Below are 19,201 nucleotides of genomic sequence, written 5' to 3'. Positions count from 1 at the left end.
GGGCGCCGGTCATCCAGCGCCCCTTTCCAGGGCAAACCAGCCCGCCTAGTCCCCCAGCCACCAACGCAGGTCGCTCAAGGTCATGCGCTCCAGTTCGCCGGCCGTGAAGCCCGACTCAGTCGCCAGCCGCCGCGCCAGCTGGCGCATCAGCGCGAAGCTCATCCGCGTCCTCTCGCACCAGGCGAAAGTAGGCGTGCTGCAGGCGCTGGTAGTCGCTGAGCTTCAAGCCCTCCAGATCCTGACGGCTGACCTGCACCAACGAGGCAAACAGTTGCAGCTCACGCTCCTCGTCATCGCTGGCGACCTTGCTGGCCAGGCGGATATCACGCACCGTCGGCGCGCGCAGGGTGAGGGCGTCAACCTCGACGCCGTTGCAGGAGGTCGGGCGGGACAGCTTCACCACGGCCGCGTCCTCGGACAGGCTCAGCCACGCGGGCTGTTTGACGGAGTCTTGCATCAGGGTTCTCCTCAGGCGCCCAGGTCAGCGCGCAGCGCGGCGAGCTGATCGACGCCATTGATCTTGCGCACGGAATTGACCGGGTCGATCTCGAACATCTCGCGGCCTTCGATTTCCAGCTTGTAGTAGGTGACCGCCACGCTGTAGGTGCAGGCGGCCAGCTCATTGGCCTTCCACTCGCCCGGATCGACTTCCTTGAGCAGGCCACGCACGGTGGCGACCACCGGCACGGTGCCGCCCTTCTGGGTCTTGAAGGAGCCGCGGAAGGTGCCGTTGAAGGAACCCTGGTCACTCAGTCCGAAGAACTTCATGGCCTCACGGCGCGCGCCGTTGGTGGTGAACTTGGCTTCCATGGCCTCCAGGCCCATGTCGAGCAGGATCGGCGCATCCATGCCGCCGGCGCGGTACTCCTGGGTCTTCACCTTGAGGGCAGGCAGGGTCAGGGAGGGCACGTCACCGGCGAAGCTGACGCCGTCGACGAACAGGTTGGTGTTGGTGAGGATCTGCGGAATCATCTGGGGTTCTCCTTAAGCTGCGTCCAGGACTTCGGTGAGCCACTGATCGGTCACCTCGACGCGGAAGTTGGGGTTCTCGGCCGGCGGTACGTCGGTGAAGCGGATGTTCCAGTACACCTTGCCCTGGGCCAGTTGGCTGGCGGTGTTGAGGTCCGGGTCGGCGTAGACCTCGAAGTCGATCACCGCGCCCTGGTTCTTCAGGTCGCGCATGAAGGCCTGCAGGCCCTCGGTGACGTCCTTCACGTAGGTCTTGGTGATGCCGCGGTCGACCGCCCACTTGTGCCCGGCGAGGATCGCGTCCATCACCATGTCCATGGTCCGCACGCGGGTCACGAAGGCCCACTTGGCGTCGCTGGAGAGCGTACGGTTGCCCCACAGGCGATAGCCGTCGTCGCGGATGATGGTGGTGATGTTGGCGTTGTTGAGCAGGTTGGCGCGGCAGGTCTCGTCGCCGTCGAGGAACTCGATGGGGCGGCCGGTACCGGTGATGCCGAGCAGTTCCTTGTTCGACGGCGAGGACCAGAAGCCGTACTGGCTGTCGGTCCAGGCGAACAGCGCGGCGGCGTTGGCCGAGGCCGGCGCGTTGACGGTGGCGCTGCTGGCGGTATCCCAGTACTGCACCCCCGGATCGACCAGGTAGATACGCTTGTTGCCGAACTCGCCGGCATAGGCGATGGCCGCCTCGTCGGTGGTGTTCGGGCCGTCGACGATGGCGATGGCGCGCAGCTTCTCGGCCAGTGCGCCCATGGCGGTGGCGACCGCCTGGGTGGCGGAGTGCTTCGGTGCGACCAGCAGGCGCGGCTGGGCGTTGAAGCGCGACTTGCCATCGAGCAGCGCCTGCAGGCCGGTCCGCTGGCCGGCTTCGGTGACGGTGCCGATGATCGCGGAGGTCAGCTGCGCCGCATCCTCGACCTTGGCCACACCCACCGCCACGACCACCGCGGCGGACTGGGTGAAGATGGCGGTGCAGGACTTGTAGATCGCCGACGCGGTGCCAAAGGCGGCAGCCGCTTCGCGCAGGCTGGTGAGCAGCACCGGCACATCGGCCTGCGCGGTCAGCTTGGCCTCGGGGGTGAAGGTATCCACCAGGCCGATGATCGAGGACGACGGCAGCGCAATGGTGCGCGCACCGACGTCGACATTGGTCACGGTGACGCCGTGAAAGAAGCTCATAGGTTTTCTCCAGACATAAAAAAACCGCCGGGAGGCGGTTGGGTGGTTTGCCCTGGCTGTAAGGGCAGCGGGCAGGGTTAGATGGGTGGGATCAAGAGGGCCAGCCTTGATCAAGCATGTGTTCAGTCAAGGTGCCAGCTTTTAGGTGATCGAGAAGAGCGGCTTCCCGATCGAAACACGCCTGAACGTGAGATCGAACCACGCCCAGGACCGAACGCAGTTCAGCCACGCTCATCTCCTTGAATCCGCTGGCCGTTTTCCAAAGACAGGTGTAATCAGGATTGTCCATTGCATGTACCAAAGCGCTGCCCATGAGGCTCTGACTTTCTCGGGTGGTCTCGAACTTCGTGCCTGCGACTTCGACTCCAGACACCTCTTCGGCATAGCGCCTATGAGCAATGCTCCGTTCCCACTCCTCGGTGGTTCTCTCGGCAGCCTGTTTTTGCAGCACCAGTTTGCCGTCAACGACTACGATAGAGCCCCCCTCCTGTTGGCCCACCAACAATTCCCAGTGCTTATCCTCGGAGACCTCGATCCGGTCATCCGGAATAGATTCGCCATGAATACTATCAACGTAAAAACCCCGCGTTTGGGGCGAGTAAAATATCGTCATCTAACACCTCAATAGCCAATGGCAATCCAACGAAACCCCACGTTGGCGATGGCACCGGCCAACGTGTATCCCTCGATGGTGTATTGCGTCCTGCTGATACCCTCACCGTTGAGGATGTAGTTGTAGCCTGGGCTGGAAACCACTAACGCAACACAAGCAACCGGGAATGCTATGGGGAAACTTCCAGTGAATTTCCCGTTTTCCGAGATCAGGAAAGCACCGTACTGCAACATGGTTCCCCCAGGCAGGGCCTGGTAACCGCCGTAGACGCTCTTGCTGGATGCGAAAGCCAGCGCGTTCTGAACAAACGAAGTGTTAGCGACCTGCGAAGAATTCGATCCAGCTGCCGCTGTCGGAGCCGTAGGCACGCCCGTGAGAGCTGGGCTTGCCAAAGGAGCCTTGAGCGCAAGCGCGTTGTTCAGATTCGTGGCCAATGCCGGGTCGTTGTTCAACGCCGTCGCCAGTTTGGCTAAGGTATTTAGCGTCGCGGGAGCAGCCCCGAGCAACGTATTGACTGCAGACTGAACAAATGCGGTTGTGGCCAGTTGTTGAGTGTTGCTCCCCACAACTGCAGTTGGAGCGATTGGTGTCCCAGTGAAAGCAGGAGATGCTAGAGGTGCCAGAGGCCCAACAGCAGCCTGCACGAAAGCTGTCGTAGCCAGCTGTGGTGTATTGGTGCCTGCAGATGCCGTCGCGGCAGTCGGAACTCCGGTAAATCCGGGCGATGCTAGCGGAGCTAGCGGAGTCACCGCTGTCTGAACAAACGCTGTGGTAGCAAGCTGCTGAGTATTGCTACCGACAGCGGCTGTCGGGGCAGTCGGCGTTCCGGTGAATGCAGGCGAAGCCACAGGCGCAAGAGGAGCAATCGCTGCTTGCGTGAACGCCGTGGTCGCCAGTTGCTGGGTGTTGTTGCCCACTGCCGCCGTTGGTGCCGTCGGAACGCCACTGAAGGCCGGCGACGCCAGCTTCGCCAACCCATTGGTAATGTTCTGGAACGTCAGCGCTGTAGTCCCCAGGACAATCGCCCCATCGGTCACCAACTGCCACACGCTGTCCGCCTGCGCGGTGCCGCTTTCCACCGTCACGGTGAGGCCCGGCGTCACCTCGCTGTTCTCGTCGGCATCGGTCGCACGTTTCCAGGCGCCGGTAGCGACGACATACAGCCCATTGTCCACGGCATTGGTTTGGTTCTTCACCAGCACCCGGTCGCCCGCGGCCAGCGCCACACCATCCACCGTCTGCAGGCCGCTCAGGCTGACACTCGCCGTGGTCGCTGCTCGCACCGACTGCTTGTAGTCCAGCCGGTTCAGCGCTGTGACAATGGAGTTATCCACATACTCCCGCGTCGCCAGCACCACGCTCGGGTCGATCTTCAGTTCCACCGACGCTGCATTGCTGACAATCAGCACGATGCGCACGGTCTGGGTGCGGCCGCTGCCTTCGGCCAGTTGCGGTTTGTAGGAAGGCGCGCAGTTGGCGTAGGCGATCAGCGCGCCGGCTTCGTCGTACAGGCCCATCTCGCGGATCCACCAGCCGCCCACGTCCTCGGGGATGACCTGTTCGGCGATGATCTGCGAGCTGTTCGCCGGGTCGACGCTCAGACGGTTCAGCGGCGCGCGACGGACTTCGTTGACCAGCTGGGTGCGGCTGGCGTCGGGGGTCGGCACGTTGCCGCCACCATCGCCCACCGCGAGCTGGGTGATTTTCAGGGTGGTGCCCAGCGCGGTGGCGTTCGCCAGCTTGCCGGCACCGATCGTGGTGAGAAGTGCGTAGTAGGTTACTGCCATGGGTAGACACTCAAGCTATCGATGGTGTGTTCCCGGCCCGGCAAGCCGTGGCTGCCGATCGCTTCGATCACGTCCGGGAGGTAGGGGTAGACGGTGACAATGTCGCCGTCGTATTGCCCGGAGCCGACGGTGATCCGCCCCTGGGATTCCAGGCTGATATCCAGCCCGATGAGGTGCCGCGTGAGCGGTTTGGCGTCGTCGATCAGGCGCTCCACCTCCTGGTACATTTCCTCGCTGATGCCACTGTCGAGCACGCCGATGCGCAGGCGAAAGGTGCCCGGCTCGCCCATGGGCGCGCCCTGCCACCACTCGATGATCTCGATCAGGTAACCCAGCGGCTCGATCACCCGCCGCAGCGCGGCGATGGTGCCCTTGTGCTGGTGGATGCGGAACGCCGCAGCCACTGCCTTGCGCTTGACCGTCTCGCTCCAGGCCGGGTCCCAGCGGTCCACCGACCAGGCCCAGGCCAGGTACGGCAGCAGCGCGACCGGGCAGCGTTGCGGGTCCATCAGCTCGCGCAGGGGGACCGGCAGATCGGCGACCTGCACGTCGGCCAGGGCTCGCTCCAGCGGCGTCGAGTTGATCGGCAGCAGGCGGCTACTCATCCGAACCTCCGACGCGGATCTGGTAGCCGCTGCAGTACGCCGCCTGGGTGGCATCGAGCACCACGTCGGCCGCAGGCTTGGCCAGTTCCACACGCTGCACGCCTTCCACATGCAGCGCGGCGAACAGCGCGCTGCGGCGGATGTCGCGGCCGATGCGGCGCTGGGTGGCGATATAGGTCTGCAGCGACGCCTCGGCGGCCTGCTGGATCAGCTCGGCTTCCGGACCCGGGTAGATGTAGAGCACGGCGTCCACCTGGTAGGGCACGATGGCGGCGGACTGCACCGTGAGGCGGTCCCCCACCGGGCGCACGTCCTCGTCGTTCAACGCGCGGCGCACCGCATCCAGCAGGTCGGTGGAGGCAGCGCCGTTGCCCTCGGACGACAGCACGCTGACCAGCGCCTCGCACGGCTGCGGGCTGATCGCCGAGACATCGGCGATGCGTCCGTCGGCGCCGAGGGCGAAGGCCACGTAGGCATTACGCGGGCCGGCCACAGAGAGCTGGTCGAAGGCCAACTGGGTGCGGTTGCGCAACGAGTCATCGCCCTCCAGCACGGCCGGGGTCGGCGGCGACGTGGTGGCGTCGGCCTCCTGGATCACCAGGCGCTTGACGTTGTAGCCGGCGGCCAATTGGTCCAGGTCGCCCTGGGTCGCGTAGCCGAGCATCACGGCGCGAGCGGCGTCGTTGATCCGGGCGCGCAGCAGCAGCTCGCGGTAGGCCGCCAACTCCAGCAACTTGAGCACCGGGTCGGACTCCACCGCGGCGGTCCAGCCCTCGCCCATGGCGTTGCGAAAATCGGCCAGCAGCTCTTCATAGAGCGTTTCGTAGTCGAGGCTCTCGACCACTTCGGGCGCTGGCAATTGGGACAGGTCGATCAAGCTCATGCCGCCACCTCCAGGCCGATTTCATCGCCCAGGTAGACGCCGCGCAGGCGCAGCGACACGCTGCCCGCGACCACCGCCACCACCTGTACCGAACTCAGCCGCAGGCGGGGCTCCCAGCGGCCGATGGCGCGGGCCACTTCCGCCTGCACCGCGCCCTTCCAGCCCTCGGTCACCGGCAGGTCGACCATACGCCGCAGGCGGCTGCCGTACTCGGGGCGCATGCGCCGGCTGCCCAGCGGCGTGGTGAGGATGTCCTCGATGGATTGTTTCAGGTGCGCCAGCCCACTGAGCGGCTGGCCGGTGCGTCGATCCATGCCGATCATGGCCGCGCCCTCCGTCGCTCGGGGTGCGCACGGGAAAATGTGCCCATGGCAGGTCTCCAGAAATGCAGAGGCCCGCACGCGGCGGGCCAGGATGGGAAATCGAAGTGTTTTCAGTGGGTGTGGTGGTTGCTGTTGCCGGCGGTGTCCATGATCGAGCCGGTACTGCTGATGTTGCCGTTCACCGTCAGCGCTCCCTTGATGCTCACCGGCCCGTTCAGCTGGATACTGGCGGCGGTGACAGTCACCGCACCGGGGTCGATCACCACCTGCGTGCCGCCCACTTTCACCGTGGCGGTGCCGGCGGGCAGTTGCAGGTCATAGCGATGCGCCTGCCAGTCGTAGCTGAGCACCGCGCCATCGGGGAAATGCCAGCTCTCGACCTCGCCGCGATTGTTCGGGGGCGCCGAGGCGGCACCGAACAGCCCCGGCACGAAGGTGCCCATGGCGGCCATGCCGGACGGGCTCAGCAACACGCCCTGCTCGCCCAGGCTCGGTGCGCGCCAGTGGCGGGCGGCACCGGCGGCTTGTGCGTGCCAGCGCACCCAGGCACTGGTCCACTGGCCCGAGCGCACCCGCACCCGCGCTGTCGCCAGGTCCACGGCCACCACTTCGCAGGGCATGACCAGGGCGGCGAGCATGCGGTCGTGTTCGGCGCTCACATAATCCGGGTTCATTGCAGGGCTCCGGGATCGAAGTAATCGTCCTCATGACCGGGCCCGGTCTGCGGATCGAAGCCGATCACCAGACTACCCGGCGGCTGGTCTTCCCACGGCCATTCGGCGTCGCCCAGCAGCACCGGCTGCTGCCACTCCACCCGCCACACGCGGCAGGCCGCGAGCGCCGGATTGTCGAGTTCCGGCTGCGCCTGGATGAAGCTCACCGGCGCAAGGTCCAGCCCCCAGTTCTGCGCGCGCAGCGTTACCGCCAGCGCCGCGACAGTGCGCAGCGCCAGCTCCTCGGCTTCGGCGTCATCGCGCATCACCAGCACGCGCGCCTGCAGGCGGCAGAGCAGCGCCGTCTGGCCGTTGCCAGGGTCCTGCCCCGGCAGCAGGCCGGCGTATTCCAGCGCCAGCGCGGGGAGCGTCGCCGGCACCTCGTGGAGCGGGCCGCGCAGGAAGGTACCGACCTCGGTCAGTCGAGCACTCAGCGTTTGCTCCACCGCATCGAGCAGCCGCGCCAGGGTCAAAGGTTGTTCGGACATATCGTCTCCTTGCAGCTTCACTCTTGCCCGCGCTCGCTCGGCGGCAGTTCGCAGACACCCAGGCGTTTCGCCGCCCAGCGTTCATACAGGCCGACGGCGATCTCCGCGCCGGCCGCCGCGGTCAGGCTGCCGATGGCGGCGGCCAGGGTCAGCGAGGCGCCGCAGGACATGGCCAGGAACATCACCGCCATGCCGCAGACGATGGAGGCGCCCGAGCGCAGCGCCAGGCGCCGCAGCAGCCGCCAGCCGCCCAGGCCCGCCTTGTCGGCGCGCCACATTTCACCGCTGATGCCGCCCGCCACCGCGAGCAGGATCAGCCCCCACAAAGGCACGTCGGCCAGGGTCTGAGGTTCGTTGCCCATTGGCTCACCTTGAATAAAGACGCCCGCGAACGGGCGAAACCGGCGGCTATCAGCCAGCCGGGGATGACTGCCGGCGCACTCGCCGGCAACCCGCCGCGACGGCGGGTCGAAAAAACGCGGGCATGAAAAAGCCCGGCTCAGTGGCCGGGCTTTTCGGGGTTTCGCGTTGTGCTCCCTGGGGACGCACCTTTACAAGAATGACTACTTTGTACCCCTCGATTCCCGCCGGAACAAGGCTTCTTGGGGAATGCGCTGCAATACACCGATGACGCGCCGCAATGTGCTGTCGAAACGCCGAAATCTGGCGTCCGAAATTTCAGAAGCTCTTGCGCATCAGCACGGTGGTAAAGCCGCTGTGCCATTCCTCGTCGGGATAGAAGTCGATCTCGGCATAGCCGTGCTTGCCATAGAACGCTCGCGCCTGCTGGTTGAAGGTGTCGGTCTCCAGGCGCACGCCTGCGTGCCCGGCATCGGCGATGGCGGTTTCGGCGTGGCGCAGCAATGCGGCACCGACTCCCAGGCGTTGATGGCGCGGGGGCACGTGCAGGGCATCAATGAAATCGTCGCGCCAGTCGAGCAGGCCGACCACGTCGCCAGCGATGCAGGCGACCTGGAAGAACGGCAGCCGCTCGTGCACGTAAGCGGCGGTATGCGCGGAGGACTCGAAGCGCGCGATGGCGTCGGCGGTCAGCTCGGGCTTCCAGGTGGTTTCGTAGGTTTCACCGAGGATGCGCAGGATGGCATCGGTATCGGCGGGTTCGGCGCGGCGAATGAGGATAGGTGTCGTCATGGGACGCGAGCATAGCGCAACGCACTCCATGAACAGCACGAAGCCCGGCGCAAGGCCGGGCTTCGGAAAGAGCGAGGAAAGGTCAGGCGGCGCGGCGCATCAACCGCGACTGGATGCTCTGGTGCGCCACATGCAGGCGCAGGTAGAAGGTGTTGCGGCTGCAGCGGCAGTGCCGGTACTTCTGCGAGGCCTCGCTGTCGCGGTTGAGGTAGTGCTCGATGACCACATCCTTCTGCTCGTCGGGCAGTTGGTTGATGATCAGGTCCAGCTCGGCGACGCGGTCGAGGATCACCTTGCTGCCCCGCGTGCCACGGATCATCTCGCCCCTGTTGGCGATCATCATGGCCAGCAGGTTGCCGCCGGCATAGCCGCCGCCGGCGCTGCCGGGGTTGTGCATTTCTTCGGCCCAGAGCTTCAGCATTTCATCAATGGGTTTGATCACGGTGCTCCTCCCCTGCGGCTCAGTGCCGCCGCTCCAGTTCATCCAGGGCCTGGCAATCGATGCAGCGGGTGCAGCCCGGCGCGGCCAGGCGGCGCGCCAGTGGAATGTCGTCGCCGCAGTCCTCGCAGTATTCGGCGGAGCTGACGGCCGCCGAGGCACGGCGGCTGTGCAGCATCTCCTCGATGCGCTCCAGCATCAGGTCATTGGCGTAGTCGGCGATATCAGCCACGGCGCACCTCCACAGGGGCGGCGTATTCGGGCTGCGGGGTGCAATGGGGTCGGTGGTTCATGAATGTCCTCCTGGCGACGTGCCCGCCGTGGTCGCCGAACCTTCGGCCGCCGGGTGGTCAGTCGCGATCTATTCGTCGCGGATGCCGACACGTCGACGGCATCCCTTGCCGGTACACGGGCGGCGCCTCCCTGGCCCGCCCGCGTCCTCCAGCCTGCAGCGCAGGCAACCCACGACCTCCTTGCCGCGGTGAGGGGGAAGCCATCTGCCTCCCTTCAGCCGACCCGGTTTTCGTCTCACCGGTGGGCTGCTGGCCTTTATGATTACAACCATAGCTATATTTAGTCAACACCAAAGCTATTTACACGCTACAACCCAGGAGGTAGAGTGCCGCCATGGACAAGACGCCCTCATCGACGCTGGCCGATCGCCTGAAACAGGCGATGGCCTCGCGTAATCTCAAGCAGGAAACCCTGGCCGAAGCCGCCGGGGTTTCGCAGAACACCATCCACAAGCTGACCTCGGGGAAGGCGCAGAGCACGCGCAAGCTGATCGAGATCGCCAGTGCGCTGGGGGTCTCGCCGACCTGGCTGGCCACCGGCGACGGCTCGCCGGCTCAGGGCAGCGACGCACCCGCGCCGCGCCCGGCCGATGGCAGCCCGCTGCGCCTGGAACCGTTGCACCCATGGGATAGCGACACACCGCTGGACGAGGACGAAGTGGAACTACGCCTGTACAAGGAAGTGGAGCTGGCGGCCGGCGCCGGACGCACCGCAGTGCGCGAGATAGAGGGGCGCAAGCTGCGCTTCTCCTACGCCACCCTGCGCGCCGCGGGGGTGGATCCGGCGGCGGCGATCTGCGCCCAGCTCACCGGCAACAGCATGGAGCCGCTGATCATGGATGGCTCCACCATCGGCATCGACACCGCCACCACGCACATCACCGACGGCGAGATCTATGCCCTGGAACACGAGGGCATGCTGCGGGTGAAATTCGTCTACCGCCTGCCGGGCGGCGGCATCCGCCTGCGCAGCTTCAACCGCGACGAATACCCGGACGAGGAGTACCCGCCGGAGCAGTTCGACAATGGGCAGATCCGCATGATCGGCTGGGTGTTCTGGTGGTCCACGGTGCGTCATCGCCGGGCGCCGACCCTGGTGCGCTGACCCCGTTTCGGACAGGTACGACCCCGCTTCGGCGGGGTTTTCTTTGCGCAGCGATTGAAGCGAAATACAACCTTTGCTATATTTACACCTGTCGCCACCACCATCGGAACAGGAGAGTCCCATGCAGTCGACCGTAGATGTCCGCCCCGCCCCGCGCCCGGAGACGGTGAGCCTGGTCTATCAGATTTTCGGGGATGTGCTGGTGCCGCTGGAGCAGGTGCGCGAGCGCTGGTTCCGCAACCTGAACCGGGAGAACTTTAGCAAGGCGCTGTCCTGCGGGCGCATTGCCCTGCCGGTGACCACGCTGGATGACAGCCACAAGGCGATGCAGTACGTCGCGGTGGATCACCTGGCGGCCTATGTGGAGGAACGTTCGCAGCAGGCGGACGCCGCGCTGGCCCGGCGCAAGGCGAACCTGCAGGTGGTGGAGGCGCGGCAGGCCGGTTGAGTCCCGGTGCGCGACACGTCATGTGCTTTAGGAGCGAGCTTGCTCGCGAACCCGCCCAGCGATGGAGGAGCCGGCAGACTCAGTTCGCGAGCAAGCTCGCTCCTACCAAGGGCTGTATCCTTTGATACTCCTGCGCTGGGCGTTCCCCTCACCCCAACCCTCTCCCACAGGGAGAGGGGGCTGATTGTGCCGGCTGAGGTAATGGATTCATCCCGCTCCGAACGGTCCCCTCTCCCTTCAGGGGGAGGGTTAGGGAGGGGGAATGGTGCCAAGCCGAACGCCAGGGTCAGGCCAAACACCCTCTCCCCCGGCCGCGGCTGCGCGCCCCGCTTTGAACAGAGAGGGAGCCGTCCGGCATCGGCGGATACCACTCAGCCCACTGCCAACGCAAAGCCCCCATAAAAAAGCCCCGCCGAAGCGGGGCTTTTCTATCGGGTCACAGACTCAATCTCGGCCATGCACCTTGGCCGTGTGTTCGGCCAGCGCGACGGCGCGGAACATTGCGCGGCGTTTGTTGATGGTTTCTTCCCACTCCGCCGCCGGCACCGAGTCGGCGACGATGCCGCCGCCGGCCTGCACGTGCAGTTCGCCGTTCTTGATCACCGCGGTGCGGATGGCGATGGCGGTGTCCATGTTGCCGTTCCAGGCGAGGTAGCCCACGGCGCCGCCGTAGACGCCACGCTTGACCGGCTCCAGCTCGTCGATGATCTCCATCGCGCGGATCTTCGGCGCGCCGGACAAGGTGCCGGCCGGCAGGATCGCGCGCAGGGCGTCCATCGCGCTCATGCCGTCCTTCAGCTGGCCGTTCACGTTGGAGACGATGTGCATGACGTTGGAGTAGCGCTCGATCACCATCCGCTCGGTGACCTTCACGCTGCCGGTCTGCGAGACGCGGCCGACGTCGTTGCGGCCCAGGTCGATGAGCATCAGGTGCTCGGCGATTTCCTTGGCATCGGACAGCAGGTCGTCTTCCAGCGCGCGGTCGGCTTCCTCGGTGGCGCCACGTGGGCGGGTGCCGGCGATTGGGCGCACGGTGACTTCGCCGTCCTCGACGCGCACCAGCACTTCCGGCGAACTGCCGACGACGTGGAAGTCGCCGAAGTTGAAGAAGTACATGTAGGGCGTCGGGTTGAAGCAGCGCAGCGCGCGGTACAGGTCGATGGGCGCGGCGGCGAAGTCGATGGACATGCGCTGCGATGGCACCACCTGCATGCAGTCGCCGGCCAGGATGTATTCCTTGATGGTGCCGACGGCGCGCTCGTAGTCCTCGCGGGTGAAGCTGGCGCGGAACTGCGGTTCCGGGGCATTGACTGCGCTGAAGTCCAGGCCGCGGCGCGGGGTGATCGGCTGGCGCAGGCGCTCCAGCAGTGCTTCCAGCTGGGCCAGGCCCTGGTCGTAGGCGTCGGCCTGCGCCGGGTCGGCGAGGACGATGGCGTGCATCTTGCCGGCGAGGTTGTCGAACACGACCACCGCGTCGGAGACCATCAGCAGGATGTCGGGGTTGTTCAGCGGGTCGGGGTTCGGGCACTGCGCCAGGCGCTGCTCGACGTAGCGCACGCAGTCATAGCCGAAGTAGCCGACCAGGCCGCCGTTGAAGCGAGGCAGACCGGCGATGGTCGGCACGCGGTAGCGCTCCTTGAACGCCTCGACGAAGGCCAGCGGGTCGGCGCATTCGAAGCTCTCGGTCTCGACGCCGTCGACCTTGATGCTCGCCTGGTGGCCGTAAACGCGCAGCACGGTGCGGCTGGGCAGGCCGATGATCGAGTAACGCCCCCACTTCTCGCCGCCCTGCACGGATTCGAGCAGGTAGGTGTTGGGGCCGTCGGCGAGCTTCAGGTAGATCGACAGCGGGGTGTCGAAGTCGGCCAGGGTTTCGCAGGTCAGCGGGATGCGGTTGTAGCCCTGGGCGGCCAGGCGCTGGAATTCTTCGCGGGTCATGATCAGCCTCGTAAGAGGAGCCTGTTTCGCGCAGTGCGGGTCTGCCGGCAGTTAACAGGCTCTGAGGGGGGAACGGTCTTGGGTGCACACACGCCGGGCGTACCGGCCAAAGGATGTCAGGCGCGCCAGCGCCAGCGGGCCAGGGCCTTGATGACTTTCATCCAGAGTGTGTGGGGGGCCGTTTCCACGGTGCTGTCTCGCTGAGCGGGAGTTGAGGCGGAGTCGGGCAACACTATCGCTTTGCCCGAGTCGAAGCAAGGCAGCAGATGGCGCAGGTCGTCGAGCACCAGCGTCGGGGTTTCCTCGGCGATGGGGCGACCATGGTTGTAGCCGTAGCTCAGCCCCACGCTGCGCACGCCGGCGGCCTTGGCCGCAAGGATGTCGTTGCGCGAATCGCCGACGAACAGGGACTGCTCCGCCGACACACCGGCCATCTTCATCACGAACAGAAGCGCCGCCGGGTCGGGCTTCTGCTGCGGCAGGGTGTCGCCGCCGATGATCCAGCGGAAGAACTTGCCCAGCTTCATCTCGTCCAGCAGCGGGCCGACGAAGCGCTCGGGCTTGTTGGTGATCAGCGCCAGCTCCACGCCGCGCTTCTTCAGCCACTTCAGGGTCTCGATGACGCCGGGGTAGACCACGGTCAGTGCGTGGCTGTCGGCGTAGAAGTCCATGAACAGTTCGAGGGCGCGCTCGGTGTCTTCCTCGCTGACGTCATCGTGCTCGATGTCGCCAGCCAGGGCGCGGCGCACCAGCACCCGCGCGCCGTTGCCGACCCAGTGCCGCACGGCCTCCAGGCCGGCCGGCTGGCGCCCGAGCGCCAGCAGCATCTTGTCCACCGCCGCAGCGAGGTCGGGCACCGAGTCCACCAGGGTGCCGTCCAGGTCGAACATCACCAGACGCGGCAGCCCGGCGAACGGCAGCTGTGCAGCACTCATCACGTGCGCGCCTGCGCCAGCTCAGCGTGCATGGCGCGGATGACCTCGGAGTAGTCCGGTGCGTTGAAGATGGCGGAGCCGGCGACGAAGGTGTCGGCGCCCGCTTCGGCGATTTCGCGGATGTTCTTCACGTTCACCCCGCCGTCGATCTCCAGGCGGATGTCGCAGCCGGAGGCGTCGATCAGCGCGCGGGCCTCGCGCAGCTTGTCGAGGGTGCCGGGGATGAACTTCTGCCCGCCGAAGCCGGGGTTCACGCTCATCAGCAGGACCATGTCGATCTTGTCCATCACGTACTTGAGCGCGTCCAGCGAGGTGGCCGGGTTGAACACCAGGCCGGCCTTGCAGCCGCCGTCCTTGATCAGTTGCAGGGAGCGGTCGATGTGCTGCGAGGCTTCCGGGTGGAAGGTGATGTAGGTGGCGCCGGCTTCGATGAAGTCGCCGATGATGCGGTCCACCGGGGAGACCATCAGGTGCACGTCGATGGGCGCGGTGACGCCATACTTGCGCAGCGCCGTGCAGACCATCGGGCCGATGGTCAGGTTGGGCACGTAGTGGTTGTCCATCACGTCGAAGTGGACGATGTCGGCACCGGCAGCGAGCACCTTGTCCACATCCTCGCCCAGGCGGGCGAAGTCGGCGGAAAGGATCGACGGAGCGATGGCGTAGGGTTGCATGGCGCACCTCTGTGGGCGGAAATCACGGATGGCGCGCATTGTAGCCGCTCGAGCGGCTCGAAGGGGATCGGGCCGATAGTCGAAGCGAAACGTGGAGGATTGGGGTGGGAAAACGGGCAAAAAAAATCGCGGATCGATCCCGCCCCCGTGGGTGAGCACGGGGACGGAGCCGTCCGCGAAACACTGTGAATCAGGACGTCGGTGCGGTGCGCAGTTTCTCGCTGCGGCCGCGCAGCCACTCGAGGGTCAGCAGGAGCAGGACGGAGAAGCCGATCAGCAGGGTCGCCGCGGCGGCGATGGTCGGGCTGAGGTTCTCGCGGATGCCGCTGAACATCTGGCGCGGCAGGGTGGCCTGCTCCGGGCCGGCGAGGAACAGCGTCACCACCACTTCGTCGAAGGAGGTGGCGAAGGCGAACAGCGCACCGGAAATCACCCCGGGAGCGATCAGCGGCAGGGTGACCTTGAAGAAGGTCAGCACCGGCGGCGCGCCCAGGCTGGCGGCGGCGCGCACCAGGTTGTAGTTGAAGCCCTGCAGGGTCGCCGACACGGTGATGATGACGAACGGCACACCCAGCACCGCGTGGACGATGATCAGCGAGATGTAGCTGTTGCCCAGGCCCAGCGGGGCGAAGAACAGGTAGCTGGCCACGCCGATGATCACCACCGGTACGACCATCGGCGAAATCACCAGGCTCATGATCAGCGCCTTGCCGCGGAAATCGCCGCGGGTCAGGCCGATGGACGCCAGGGTGCCGAAGACCATGGCCAGCACGGTGGCCGCCGGGGCGACGATGATGCTGTTGGTCAGTGCGCGCATCCACTCGGCGGAGTTGAAGAAGTCGGCGTACCAGCGCAGGGAGAAGCCCTGCAGCGGGTAGACCAGGAAGGTGCCGGAGTTGAACGACAGCGGCACGATGACCAGCACCGGCAACACCAGGAACAGCAGGATCAGGCCGCAGAGGATGCGCAGGGTGTAGAACCACACGCGCTCGACCGGGGACATATAGGGGCTCAGCATCTTGTTCTCCTTATCAGCCCAGGCGCAGGCGGCTCGCGCCCACCAGCCAGCCGTAGATCACGTAGAGCACCAGGGTGGCGAACAGCAGCAGGCCGCCCAGGGCCGTGGCCATGCCCCAGTTGATGGTGGTGTTGGTGTAGAAGGCGACGAAGTAGCTGACCATCTGGTCGTTCGGGCTGCCCAGCAGCGCCGGGGTGATGTAGTAGCCGATCGACAGGATGAACACCAGCAGGCAGCCGGCGCCGACACCGGCGACGGTCTGCGGGAAGTAGACCTTCCAGAAGCTGGCGAACGGGTGGCAGCCCAGCGAGATCGCGGCGCGCATGTAGCTGGGGGAAATACCCTTCATCACGCTGTAGATCGGCAGGATCATGAACGGCAGCATGATGTGGACCATGGAGATGTAGACGCCGGTGCGGTTGAACACCAGCTGCAGCGGCTGGTCGATCAGGCCCATCTTCAGCAGCGCGCCGTTGATCAGGCCGCCCGACTGCAGCAGCACGATCCACGCGGCGACGCGCACCAGGATCGAGGTCCAGAACGGCAGCAGCACCAGGATCATCAGCAAGTTGGACTTGCGCGCCGGCAGGTTGGCCAGCAGGTAGGCCAGCGGGTAGGCCAGCAGCAGGCAGATGACGGTGATCACCGCGCCCATCCAGAAGGTGCGGGCGAAGATGTCCAGGTAGATCGCCTGGTCGGGGGTGGCGCGGGCGATCTCGCCCAGGTCGTCGATGCGGTGATCGAGCGCCGCCAGCAGGTAATACGGGGTGACGGAGCTGGCGTTGCGGCGGATCGCCTGCCAGTAGGCCGGGTCGCCCCAGCGCTCGTCCAGGCCTTCCATCGCGTCCTTGTACGAGGCCGGCTGCTCCTTGAACGGCAGCGCGCGGGCGGTCTTGGAGAGCAGGCTGCGGTAGCCGGCCAGCTCCATGTTCAGGCGCTTGGAGAGATCACCGATGGTCTGGTTCTTGCGCGCGGCAACCAGGTCGTCGCTCAGCGCCTTGTACACCGCGTCCGAGGGCAGCGACTTGCCGTCCCAGTCGGAAATGGCATTGACGGTCAGCGGCAGCGCGCCGACGACCTCGGGGTTGTTCACGCTCTTGTAGAGCAATGCCGCGATGGGCACGAGGAAGGTCAGCAGGAGGAAGACCAGCAGGGGCAGCACCAGCGCCTGGGACTTCAGACGGTTCATCCGCTCCGCGCGCGCCAGGCGCTGCTTGAGGGTGGGGCCGGCGACCTCGTTCATCGACACAGCGGTGGCCATAGCGAACTCCGGTAAAACAGGCCGCCCGAAAGCGGCCAAGGTGTGGTGTCAGAAGGAGCCGCCGCGTGAGGGACGGCTCCGGTCCGCCACGGTCCGGGCGACCGTGGCGGTGGGGGCTTGCTTACTTGGCGGCCCAGGCGTTGAAGCGCTGTTCCAGCTGCTCGCCGTAGTCAGCCCAGAAGGTCACGTCCATGCCCACCTGGCCCTGCATGTTTTCCGGGGTGGTCGGCATGTCCTTCAGCAGGTCCTTGCCCAGCAGCGGTACGGCGTTCTTGTTGACCGGGCCGTAGGCGATGTTCTCGGAGTAGGTCTTCTGCTGTTCGGGCTGAACCGAATAGGCGATGAACTTCAGGCTTTCATCGACCTTCTTGGCGCCCTTGGGGATGGCCCAGGCGTCGAAGTCGTAGATGCCGCCGTTCCAGACGATCTTCAGGTTGCTCTCCTTCTGCACGGCGGCGATGCGGCCGTTGTAGGCGGAGCTCATGACCACGTCGCCGGAGGCGAGGTACTGCGGCGGCTGGGCGCCGGCTTCCCACCACTGGATGTTCGGCTTGATCTGGTCGAGTTTCTTGAAGGCGCGGTCCTGGCCTTCCTTGGTGGCCAGCACCTTGTAGACGTCCTTGGGCGCGACGCCGTCGGCCATCAGGGCGAATTCCAGGGTGTACTTGGCGCCCTTGCGCAGGCCGCGCTTGCCCGGGAATTTCTGGGTGTCCCAGAAATCGGCCCAGCTGGTCGGTGCGCTCTTGAGCTTGTCGGCGTTGTAGGCCAGGACGGTGGACCAGACGAAGAAGCCCACGCCGCAATTGGTCACCGCGCCCGGTACGTAGTCGTCGGCCTTGCCGAGGATGGCCGGGTCGATGGTTTCGAACAGGCCTTCGTCACAGCCGCGGGCCAGTTCCGGCGACTCGACTTCCACCAGGTCCCAGGAGACGCTGTTGGTGTCGACCATGGCCTTCACCTTGGCCATTTCGCCGTTGTACTCGCCGGCGACGATCTTGTTGCCGGTGGACTTCTGGTAGGGCTCGTAGAACGCCTTCACCTGGGCGTTCTTGTTGGCGCCGCCGAAGGACACCACGGTCAGGTCGGTGGCGGCCATGGACTGCGCCGCGCAGGCCAGGCCGACGCTCAGCGCCGCGAGCTTCAGGCCCGCTGCTTTCAGGGACTTCGACATTATTGTTCTCTCCACAGTGTGCAGGTTTGTTTTTCTTGGAGGCGTCCGGGAGTGGCCGGGCCGCTTTCGTTACGCCGCGGGCAGCGGGTCGAGCGCGCGGACGTGCTCGACTTCCCAGCCCAGCGGAACCACATCGCCGACGCTGAGCGCGGGATCGAGCTCGGCAATCGGCTGTTTGACGAAGAAATCGGTACGGCCGCAGACCTCAAGGCGAATGCGCACGTGGTCGCCCAGGTAGATGAACTCGGCGACACGGCCGGAGAAGCGGTTCACGCAGTTTTCGCTGTGGCCGTTCAGGCGCACGCGCTCGGGGCGGATCGACAGGCTGACGGTGTCGCCGACGTTGCCGACATTGATCGCCAGCGCCTCGACCTTCTCGCCGCGCGCCAGGCCCACGGTGCAACGGTCGCCGTCGCGGGCCTGGAGCTGGCCGGCGATACGGTTGTTCTCGCCGATGAAGTTGGCGACGAAGGAATTGCGCGGGTGCTCGTAGAGCTCGGCGGGCGGGGCGATCTGCTGGATCTCGCCCTGGTGGAACACGGCCACGCGGTCGGACATGGTCAGGGCTTCGCCCTGGTCGTGGGTCACGTAGACCACGGTCACGCCCAGGCGCTGGTGGATGTGCTTGATCTCCATCTGCATGTGCTCGCGCAGTTGCTTGTCGAGCGCACCCAGGGGTTCGTCCATCAGCACCAGTTGCGGTTCGAACACCAGCGCACGGGCCAGGGCCACGCGCTGCTGCTGGCCGCCGGAGAGCTGGGCGGGATAGCGACCGGCGAAGGTGTCGAGCTGGACCATCGACAGCGCGCGCTTCACCCGCTCGCTGACGTCGGTCTTGCTCATGCCGCGCACTGTGAGCGGGAAGGCCAGGTTCTCGGCCACCGTCATGTGCGGGAACAGGGCATAGTTCTGGAACACCATGCCGATGTCGCGCTTGTGCGGGGGAACGTGGTTGATGGCGCGGCCGGCGAGTTGGATTTCACCGGCGGTAGGAGTTTCGAAACCGGCCAGCATCATCAGGCTGGTGGTCTTGCCGGAACCCGAAGGCCCCAGCAGTGTCAGGAATTCGCCTTTGCGAATGTCCAGATTGAGGTCCTTCACGATGAGCGATTCGCCGTCGTAGCTCTTCTGCACGCCACGGAAACTCACCAGCACATCGTTTGCCTGATTCTCGGCCATCACCGCACCTTTGTTTTTTTGTAAATGCCGT

The 19,201-nt window shown here is 65.7% G+C and carries 23 protein-coding genes; 2 read left to right on the top strand and 21 right to left on the bottom strand.

From position 1 onward, the window contains the following. Positions 1-115: 115 nt before the first annotated feature. The 14 genes from N0B71_RS11250 to N0B71_RS11185 all read right to left on the bottom strand — a co-directional run bounded on the left by N0B71_RS11250 (position 116) and on the right by N0B71_RS11185 (position 9,380). Positions 116-457: a phage tail assembly protein gene (locus tag N0B71_RS11250; protein ID WP_259758997.1), complete on the bottom strand. Its 342-nt coding sequence runs from the start codon at positions 455-457 to the stop codon at positions 116-118. 11 nt (positions 458-468) lie between these two features. Further along, complete coding sequence (locus N0B71_RS11245) at positions 469-972, bottom strand: phage major tail tube protein (RefSeq protein ID WP_017517328.1); 504 nt, start codon at positions 970-972, stop codon at positions 469-471. 12 nt (positions 973-984) lie between these two features. Continuing rightward, positions 985-2,145, bottom strand: a complete 1,161-nt coding sequence (locus N0B71_RS11240; RefSeq protein ID WP_259758996.1) for a phage tail sheath family protein — start codon at positions 2,143-2,145, stop codon at positions 985-987. 91 nt (positions 2,146-2,236) lie between these two features. Further along, on the bottom strand, positions 2,237-2,758 hold the full coding sequence (locus N0B71_RS11235) for a DUF4376 domain-containing protein (protein WP_259758995.1): 522 nt from the start codon (positions 2,756-2,758) through the stop codon (positions 2,237-2,239). Positions 2,759-2,766: 8 nt separating this feature from the next. Then, positions 2,767-4,545, bottom strand: coding sequence for a phage tail-collar fiber domain-containing protein (locus tag N0B71_RS11230; RefSeq protein ID WP_259758994.1), 1,779 nt, complete (start codon positions 4,543-4,545; stop codon positions 2,767-2,769). Next, a complete protein-coding gene (locus tag N0B71_RS11225) occupies positions 4,536-5,150 on the bottom strand; it encodes a phage tail protein I (RefSeq protein WP_017517325.1) in 615 nt (204 codons plus the stop codon). Before N0B71_RS11225 ends, N0B71_RS11230 begins: the two co-directional genes overlap by 10 nt. After that, positions 5,143-6,033: a baseplate assembly protein gene (locus N0B71_RS11220; protein ID WP_259758993.1), complete on the bottom strand. Its 891-nt coding sequence runs from the start codon at positions 6,031-6,033 to the stop codon at positions 5,143-5,145. Before N0B71_RS11220 ends, N0B71_RS11225 begins: the two co-directional genes overlap by 8 nt. Beyond that, positions 6,030-6,356 carry a GPW/gp25 family protein gene (locus N0B71_RS11215; RefSeq protein ID WP_259758992.1) on the bottom strand — a complete coding sequence of 109 codons (327 nt, stop codon included), beginning with the start codon at positions 6,354-6,356 and terminating at the stop codon, positions 6,030-6,032. The genes N0B71_RS11220 and N0B71_RS11215 overlap by 4 nt, the downstream gene beginning before the upstream one ends. Before the next feature lie 110 nt (positions 6,357-6,466). Beyond that, a complete protein-coding gene (locus tag N0B71_RS11210) occupies positions 6,467-7,030 on the bottom strand; it encodes a phage baseplate assembly protein V (protein WP_259758991.1) in 564 nt (187 codons plus the stop codon). Continuing rightward, on the bottom strand, positions 7,027-7,557 hold the full coding sequence (locus N0B71_RS11205) for a hypothetical protein (protein WP_259758990.1): 531 nt from the start codon (positions 7,555-7,557) through the stop codon (positions 7,027-7,029). Before N0B71_RS11205 ends, N0B71_RS11210 begins: the two co-directional genes overlap by 4 nt. Before the next feature lie 17 nt (positions 7,558-7,574). Continuing rightward, the gene (locus N0B71_RS11200) at positions 7,575-7,919 is read right to left on the bottom strand and encodes a phage holin family protein (protein ID WP_169942383.1); all 345 of its coding nucleotides are present in this window, start codon (positions 7,917-7,919) and stop codon (positions 7,575-7,577) included. Positions 7,920-8,235: 316 nt separating this feature from the next. Next, the gene (locus N0B71_RS11195) at positions 8,236-8,709 is read right to left on the bottom strand and encodes a GNAT family N-acetyltransferase (protein WP_259758989.1); all 474 of its coding nucleotides are present in this window, start codon (positions 8,707-8,709) and stop codon (positions 8,236-8,238) included. Between the two features lie 82 nt (positions 8,710-8,791). Further along, entirely contained in the window at positions 8,792-9,151 is a 360-nt protein-coding gene (locus N0B71_RS11190) for a PA0613 family protein (RefSeq protein WP_259758988.1), read from the bottom strand. Between the two features lie 19 nt (positions 9,152-9,170). Then, a complete protein-coding gene (locus tag N0B71_RS11185) occupies positions 9,171-9,380 on the bottom strand; it encodes a TraR/DksA C4-type zinc finger protein (RefSeq protein ID WP_259758987.1) in 210 nt (69 codons plus the stop codon). A 395-nt stretch (positions 9,381-9,775) separates the two neighbouring features. Between N0B71_RS11185 and N0B71_RS11180 the strand changes: the two genes are divergently transcribed. Together N0B71_RS11180 and N0B71_RS11175 are read left to right on the top strand one after the other, a co-directional pair. After that, the gene (locus N0B71_RS11180; RefSeq protein WP_259758986.1) at positions 9,776-10,546 is read left to right on the top strand and encodes an XRE family transcriptional regulator; all 771 of its coding nucleotides are present in this window, start codon (positions 9,776-9,778) and stop codon (positions 10,544-10,546) included. Between the two features lie 121 nt (positions 10,547-10,667). Further along, the gene (locus N0B71_RS11175) at positions 10,668-10,994 is read left to right on the top strand and encodes a pyocin activator PrtN family protein (RefSeq protein ID WP_259758985.1); all 327 of its coding nucleotides are present in this window, start codon (positions 10,668-10,670) and stop codon (positions 10,992-10,994) included. Between the two features lie 444 nt (positions 10,995-11,438). Here the strand turns inward: N0B71_RS11175 and trpE are convergent, their stop codons facing one another. The 7 genes from trpE to N0B71_RS11140 all read right to left on the bottom strand — a co-directional run bounded on the left by trpE (position 11,439) and on the right by N0B71_RS11140 (position 19,170). Next, the gene (gene trpE / locus N0B71_RS11170; RefSeq protein ID WP_259758984.1) at positions 11,439-12,932 is read right to left on the bottom strand and encodes an anthranilate synthase component I; all 1,494 of its coding nucleotides are present in this window, start codon (positions 12,930-12,932) and stop codon (positions 11,439-11,441) included. Positions 12,933-13,048: 116 nt separating this feature from the next. Beyond that, entirely contained in the window at positions 13,049-13,867 is an 819-nt protein-coding gene (locus N0B71_RS11165; protein ID WP_259758983.1) for a phosphoglycolate phosphatase, read from the bottom strand. Further along, the gene (gene rpe / locus N0B71_RS11160) at positions 13,867-14,541 is read right to left on the bottom strand and encodes a ribulose-phosphate 3-epimerase (RefSeq protein ID WP_259758982.1); all 675 of its coding nucleotides are present in this window, start codon (positions 14,539-14,541) and stop codon (positions 13,867-13,869) included. Before rpe ends, N0B71_RS11165 begins: the two co-directional genes overlap by 1 nt. A gap of 190 nt (positions 14,542-14,731) precedes the next feature. Then, positions 14,732-15,559 carry an ABC transporter permease gene (locus tag N0B71_RS11155; protein WP_054908041.1) on the bottom strand — a complete coding sequence of 276 codons (828 nt, stop codon included), beginning with the start codon at positions 15,557-15,559 and terminating at the stop codon, positions 14,732-14,734. Positions 15,560-15,572: 13 nt separating this feature from the next. After that, a complete protein-coding gene (locus tag N0B71_RS11150) occupies positions 15,573-16,820 on the bottom strand; it encodes an ABC transporter permease (protein WP_259758981.1) in 1,248 nt (415 codons plus the stop codon). A 121-nt stretch (positions 16,821-16,941) separates the two neighbouring features. Beyond that, positions 16,942-17,991, bottom strand: coding sequence for an ABC transporter substrate-binding protein (locus N0B71_RS11145; RefSeq protein ID WP_259758980.1), 1,050 nt, complete (start codon positions 17,989-17,991; stop codon positions 16,942-16,944). Positions 17,992-18,060: 69 nt separating this feature from the next. Next, positions 18,061-19,170, bottom strand: a complete 1,110-nt coding sequence (locus N0B71_RS11140; RefSeq protein WP_259758979.1) for an ABC transporter ATP-binding protein — start codon at positions 19,168-19,170, stop codon at positions 18,061-18,063. Between the last annotated feature and the right edge of the window lie 31 nt (positions 19,171-19,201).

It is taken from the genome of Pseudomonas sp. GCEP-101 (assembly GCF_025133575.1).
In the GTDB taxonomy this organism is placed as follows: domain Bacteria; phylum Pseudomonadota; class Gammaproteobacteria; order Pseudomonadales; family Pseudomonadaceae; genus Pseudomonas; species Pseudomonas nitroreducens_B.
The sequence above is the reverse complement of the archived record's forward strand: the minus strand, read 5'-3'. Positions and strand labels throughout refer to the sequence as shown.

Coding starts and splice junctions, on each gene's coding strand:
- N0B71_RS11230 (WP_259758994.1), bottom strand. CDS start 4,545: ATGGCAGTAACCTACTACGCACTTCTCACCACGATCGGTGCCGGCAAG.
- N0B71_RS11155 (WP_054908041.1), bottom strand. CDS start 15,559: ATGCTGAGCCCCTATATGTCCCCGGTCGAGCGCGTGTGGTTCTACACC.
- N0B71_RS11250 (WP_259758997.1), bottom strand. CDS start 457: ATGCAAGACTCCGTCAAACAGCCCGCGTGGCTGAGCCTGTCCGAGGAC.
- N0B71_RS11205 (WP_259758990.1), bottom strand. CDS start 7,557: ATGTCCGAACAACCTTTGACCCTGGCGCGGCTGCTCGATGCGGTGGAG.
- N0B71_RS11235 (WP_259758995.1), bottom strand. CDS start 2,758: ATGACGATATTTTACTCGCCCCAAACGCGGGGTTTTTACGTTGATAGT.
- N0B71_RS11145 (WP_259758980.1), bottom strand. CDS start 17,991: ATGTCGAAGTCCCTGAAAGCAGCGGGCCTGAAGCTCGCGGCGCTGAGC.
- N0B71_RS11180 (WP_259758986.1), top strand. CDS start 9,776: ATGGACAAGACGCCCTCATCGACGCTGGCCGATCGCCTGAAACAGGCG.
- N0B71_RS11210 (WP_259758991.1), bottom strand. CDS start 7,030: ATGAACCCGGATTATGTGAGCGCCGAACACGACCGCATGCTCGCCGCC.
- rpe (WP_259758982.1), bottom strand. CDS start 14,541: ATGCAACCCTACGCCATCGCTCCGTCGATCCTTTCCGCCGACTTCGCC.
- N0B71_RS11245 (WP_017517328.1), bottom strand. CDS start 972: ATGATTCCGCAGATCCTCACCAACACCAACCTGTTCGTCGACGGCGTC.
- N0B71_RS11220 (WP_259758993.1), bottom strand. CDS start 6,033: ATGAGCTTGATCGACCTGTCCCAATTGCCAGCGCCCGAAGTGGTCGAG.
- trpE (WP_259758984.1), bottom strand. CDS start 12,932: ATGACCCGCGAAGAATTCCAGCGCCTGGCCGCCCAGGGCTACAACCGC.
- N0B71_RS11200 (WP_169942383.1), bottom strand. CDS start 7,919: ATGGGCAACGAACCTCAGACCCTGGCCGACGTGCCTTTGTGGGGGCTG.
- N0B71_RS11175 (WP_259758985.1), top strand. CDS start 10,668: ATGCAGTCGACCGTAGATGTCCGCCCCGCCCCGCGCCCGGAGACGGTG.
- N0B71_RS11215 (WP_259758992.1), bottom strand. CDS start 6,356: ATGATCGGCATGGATCGACGCACCGGCCAGCCGCTCAGTGGGCTGGCG.
- N0B71_RS11165 (WP_259758983.1), bottom strand. CDS start 13,867: ATGAGTGCTGCACAGCTGCCGTTCGCCGGGCTGCCGCGTCTGGTGATG.
- N0B71_RS11140 (WP_259758979.1), bottom strand. CDS start 19,170: ATGGCCGAGAATCAGGCAAACGATGTGCTGGTGAGTTTCCGTGGCGTG.
- N0B71_RS11240 (WP_259758996.1), bottom strand. CDS start 2,145: ATGAGCTTCTTTCACGGCGTCACCGTGACCAATGTCGACGTCGGTGCG.
- N0B71_RS11150 (WP_259758981.1), bottom strand. CDS start 16,820: ATGGCCACCGCTGTGTCGATGAACGAGGTCGCCGGCCCCACCCTCAAG.
- N0B71_RS11225 (WP_017517325.1), bottom strand. CDS start 5,150: ATGAGTAGCCGCCTGCTGCCGATCAACTCGACGCCGCTGGAGCGAGCC.
- N0B71_RS11195 (WP_259758989.1), bottom strand. CDS start 8,709: ATGACGACACCTATCCTCATTCGCCGCGCCGAACCCGCCGATACCGAT.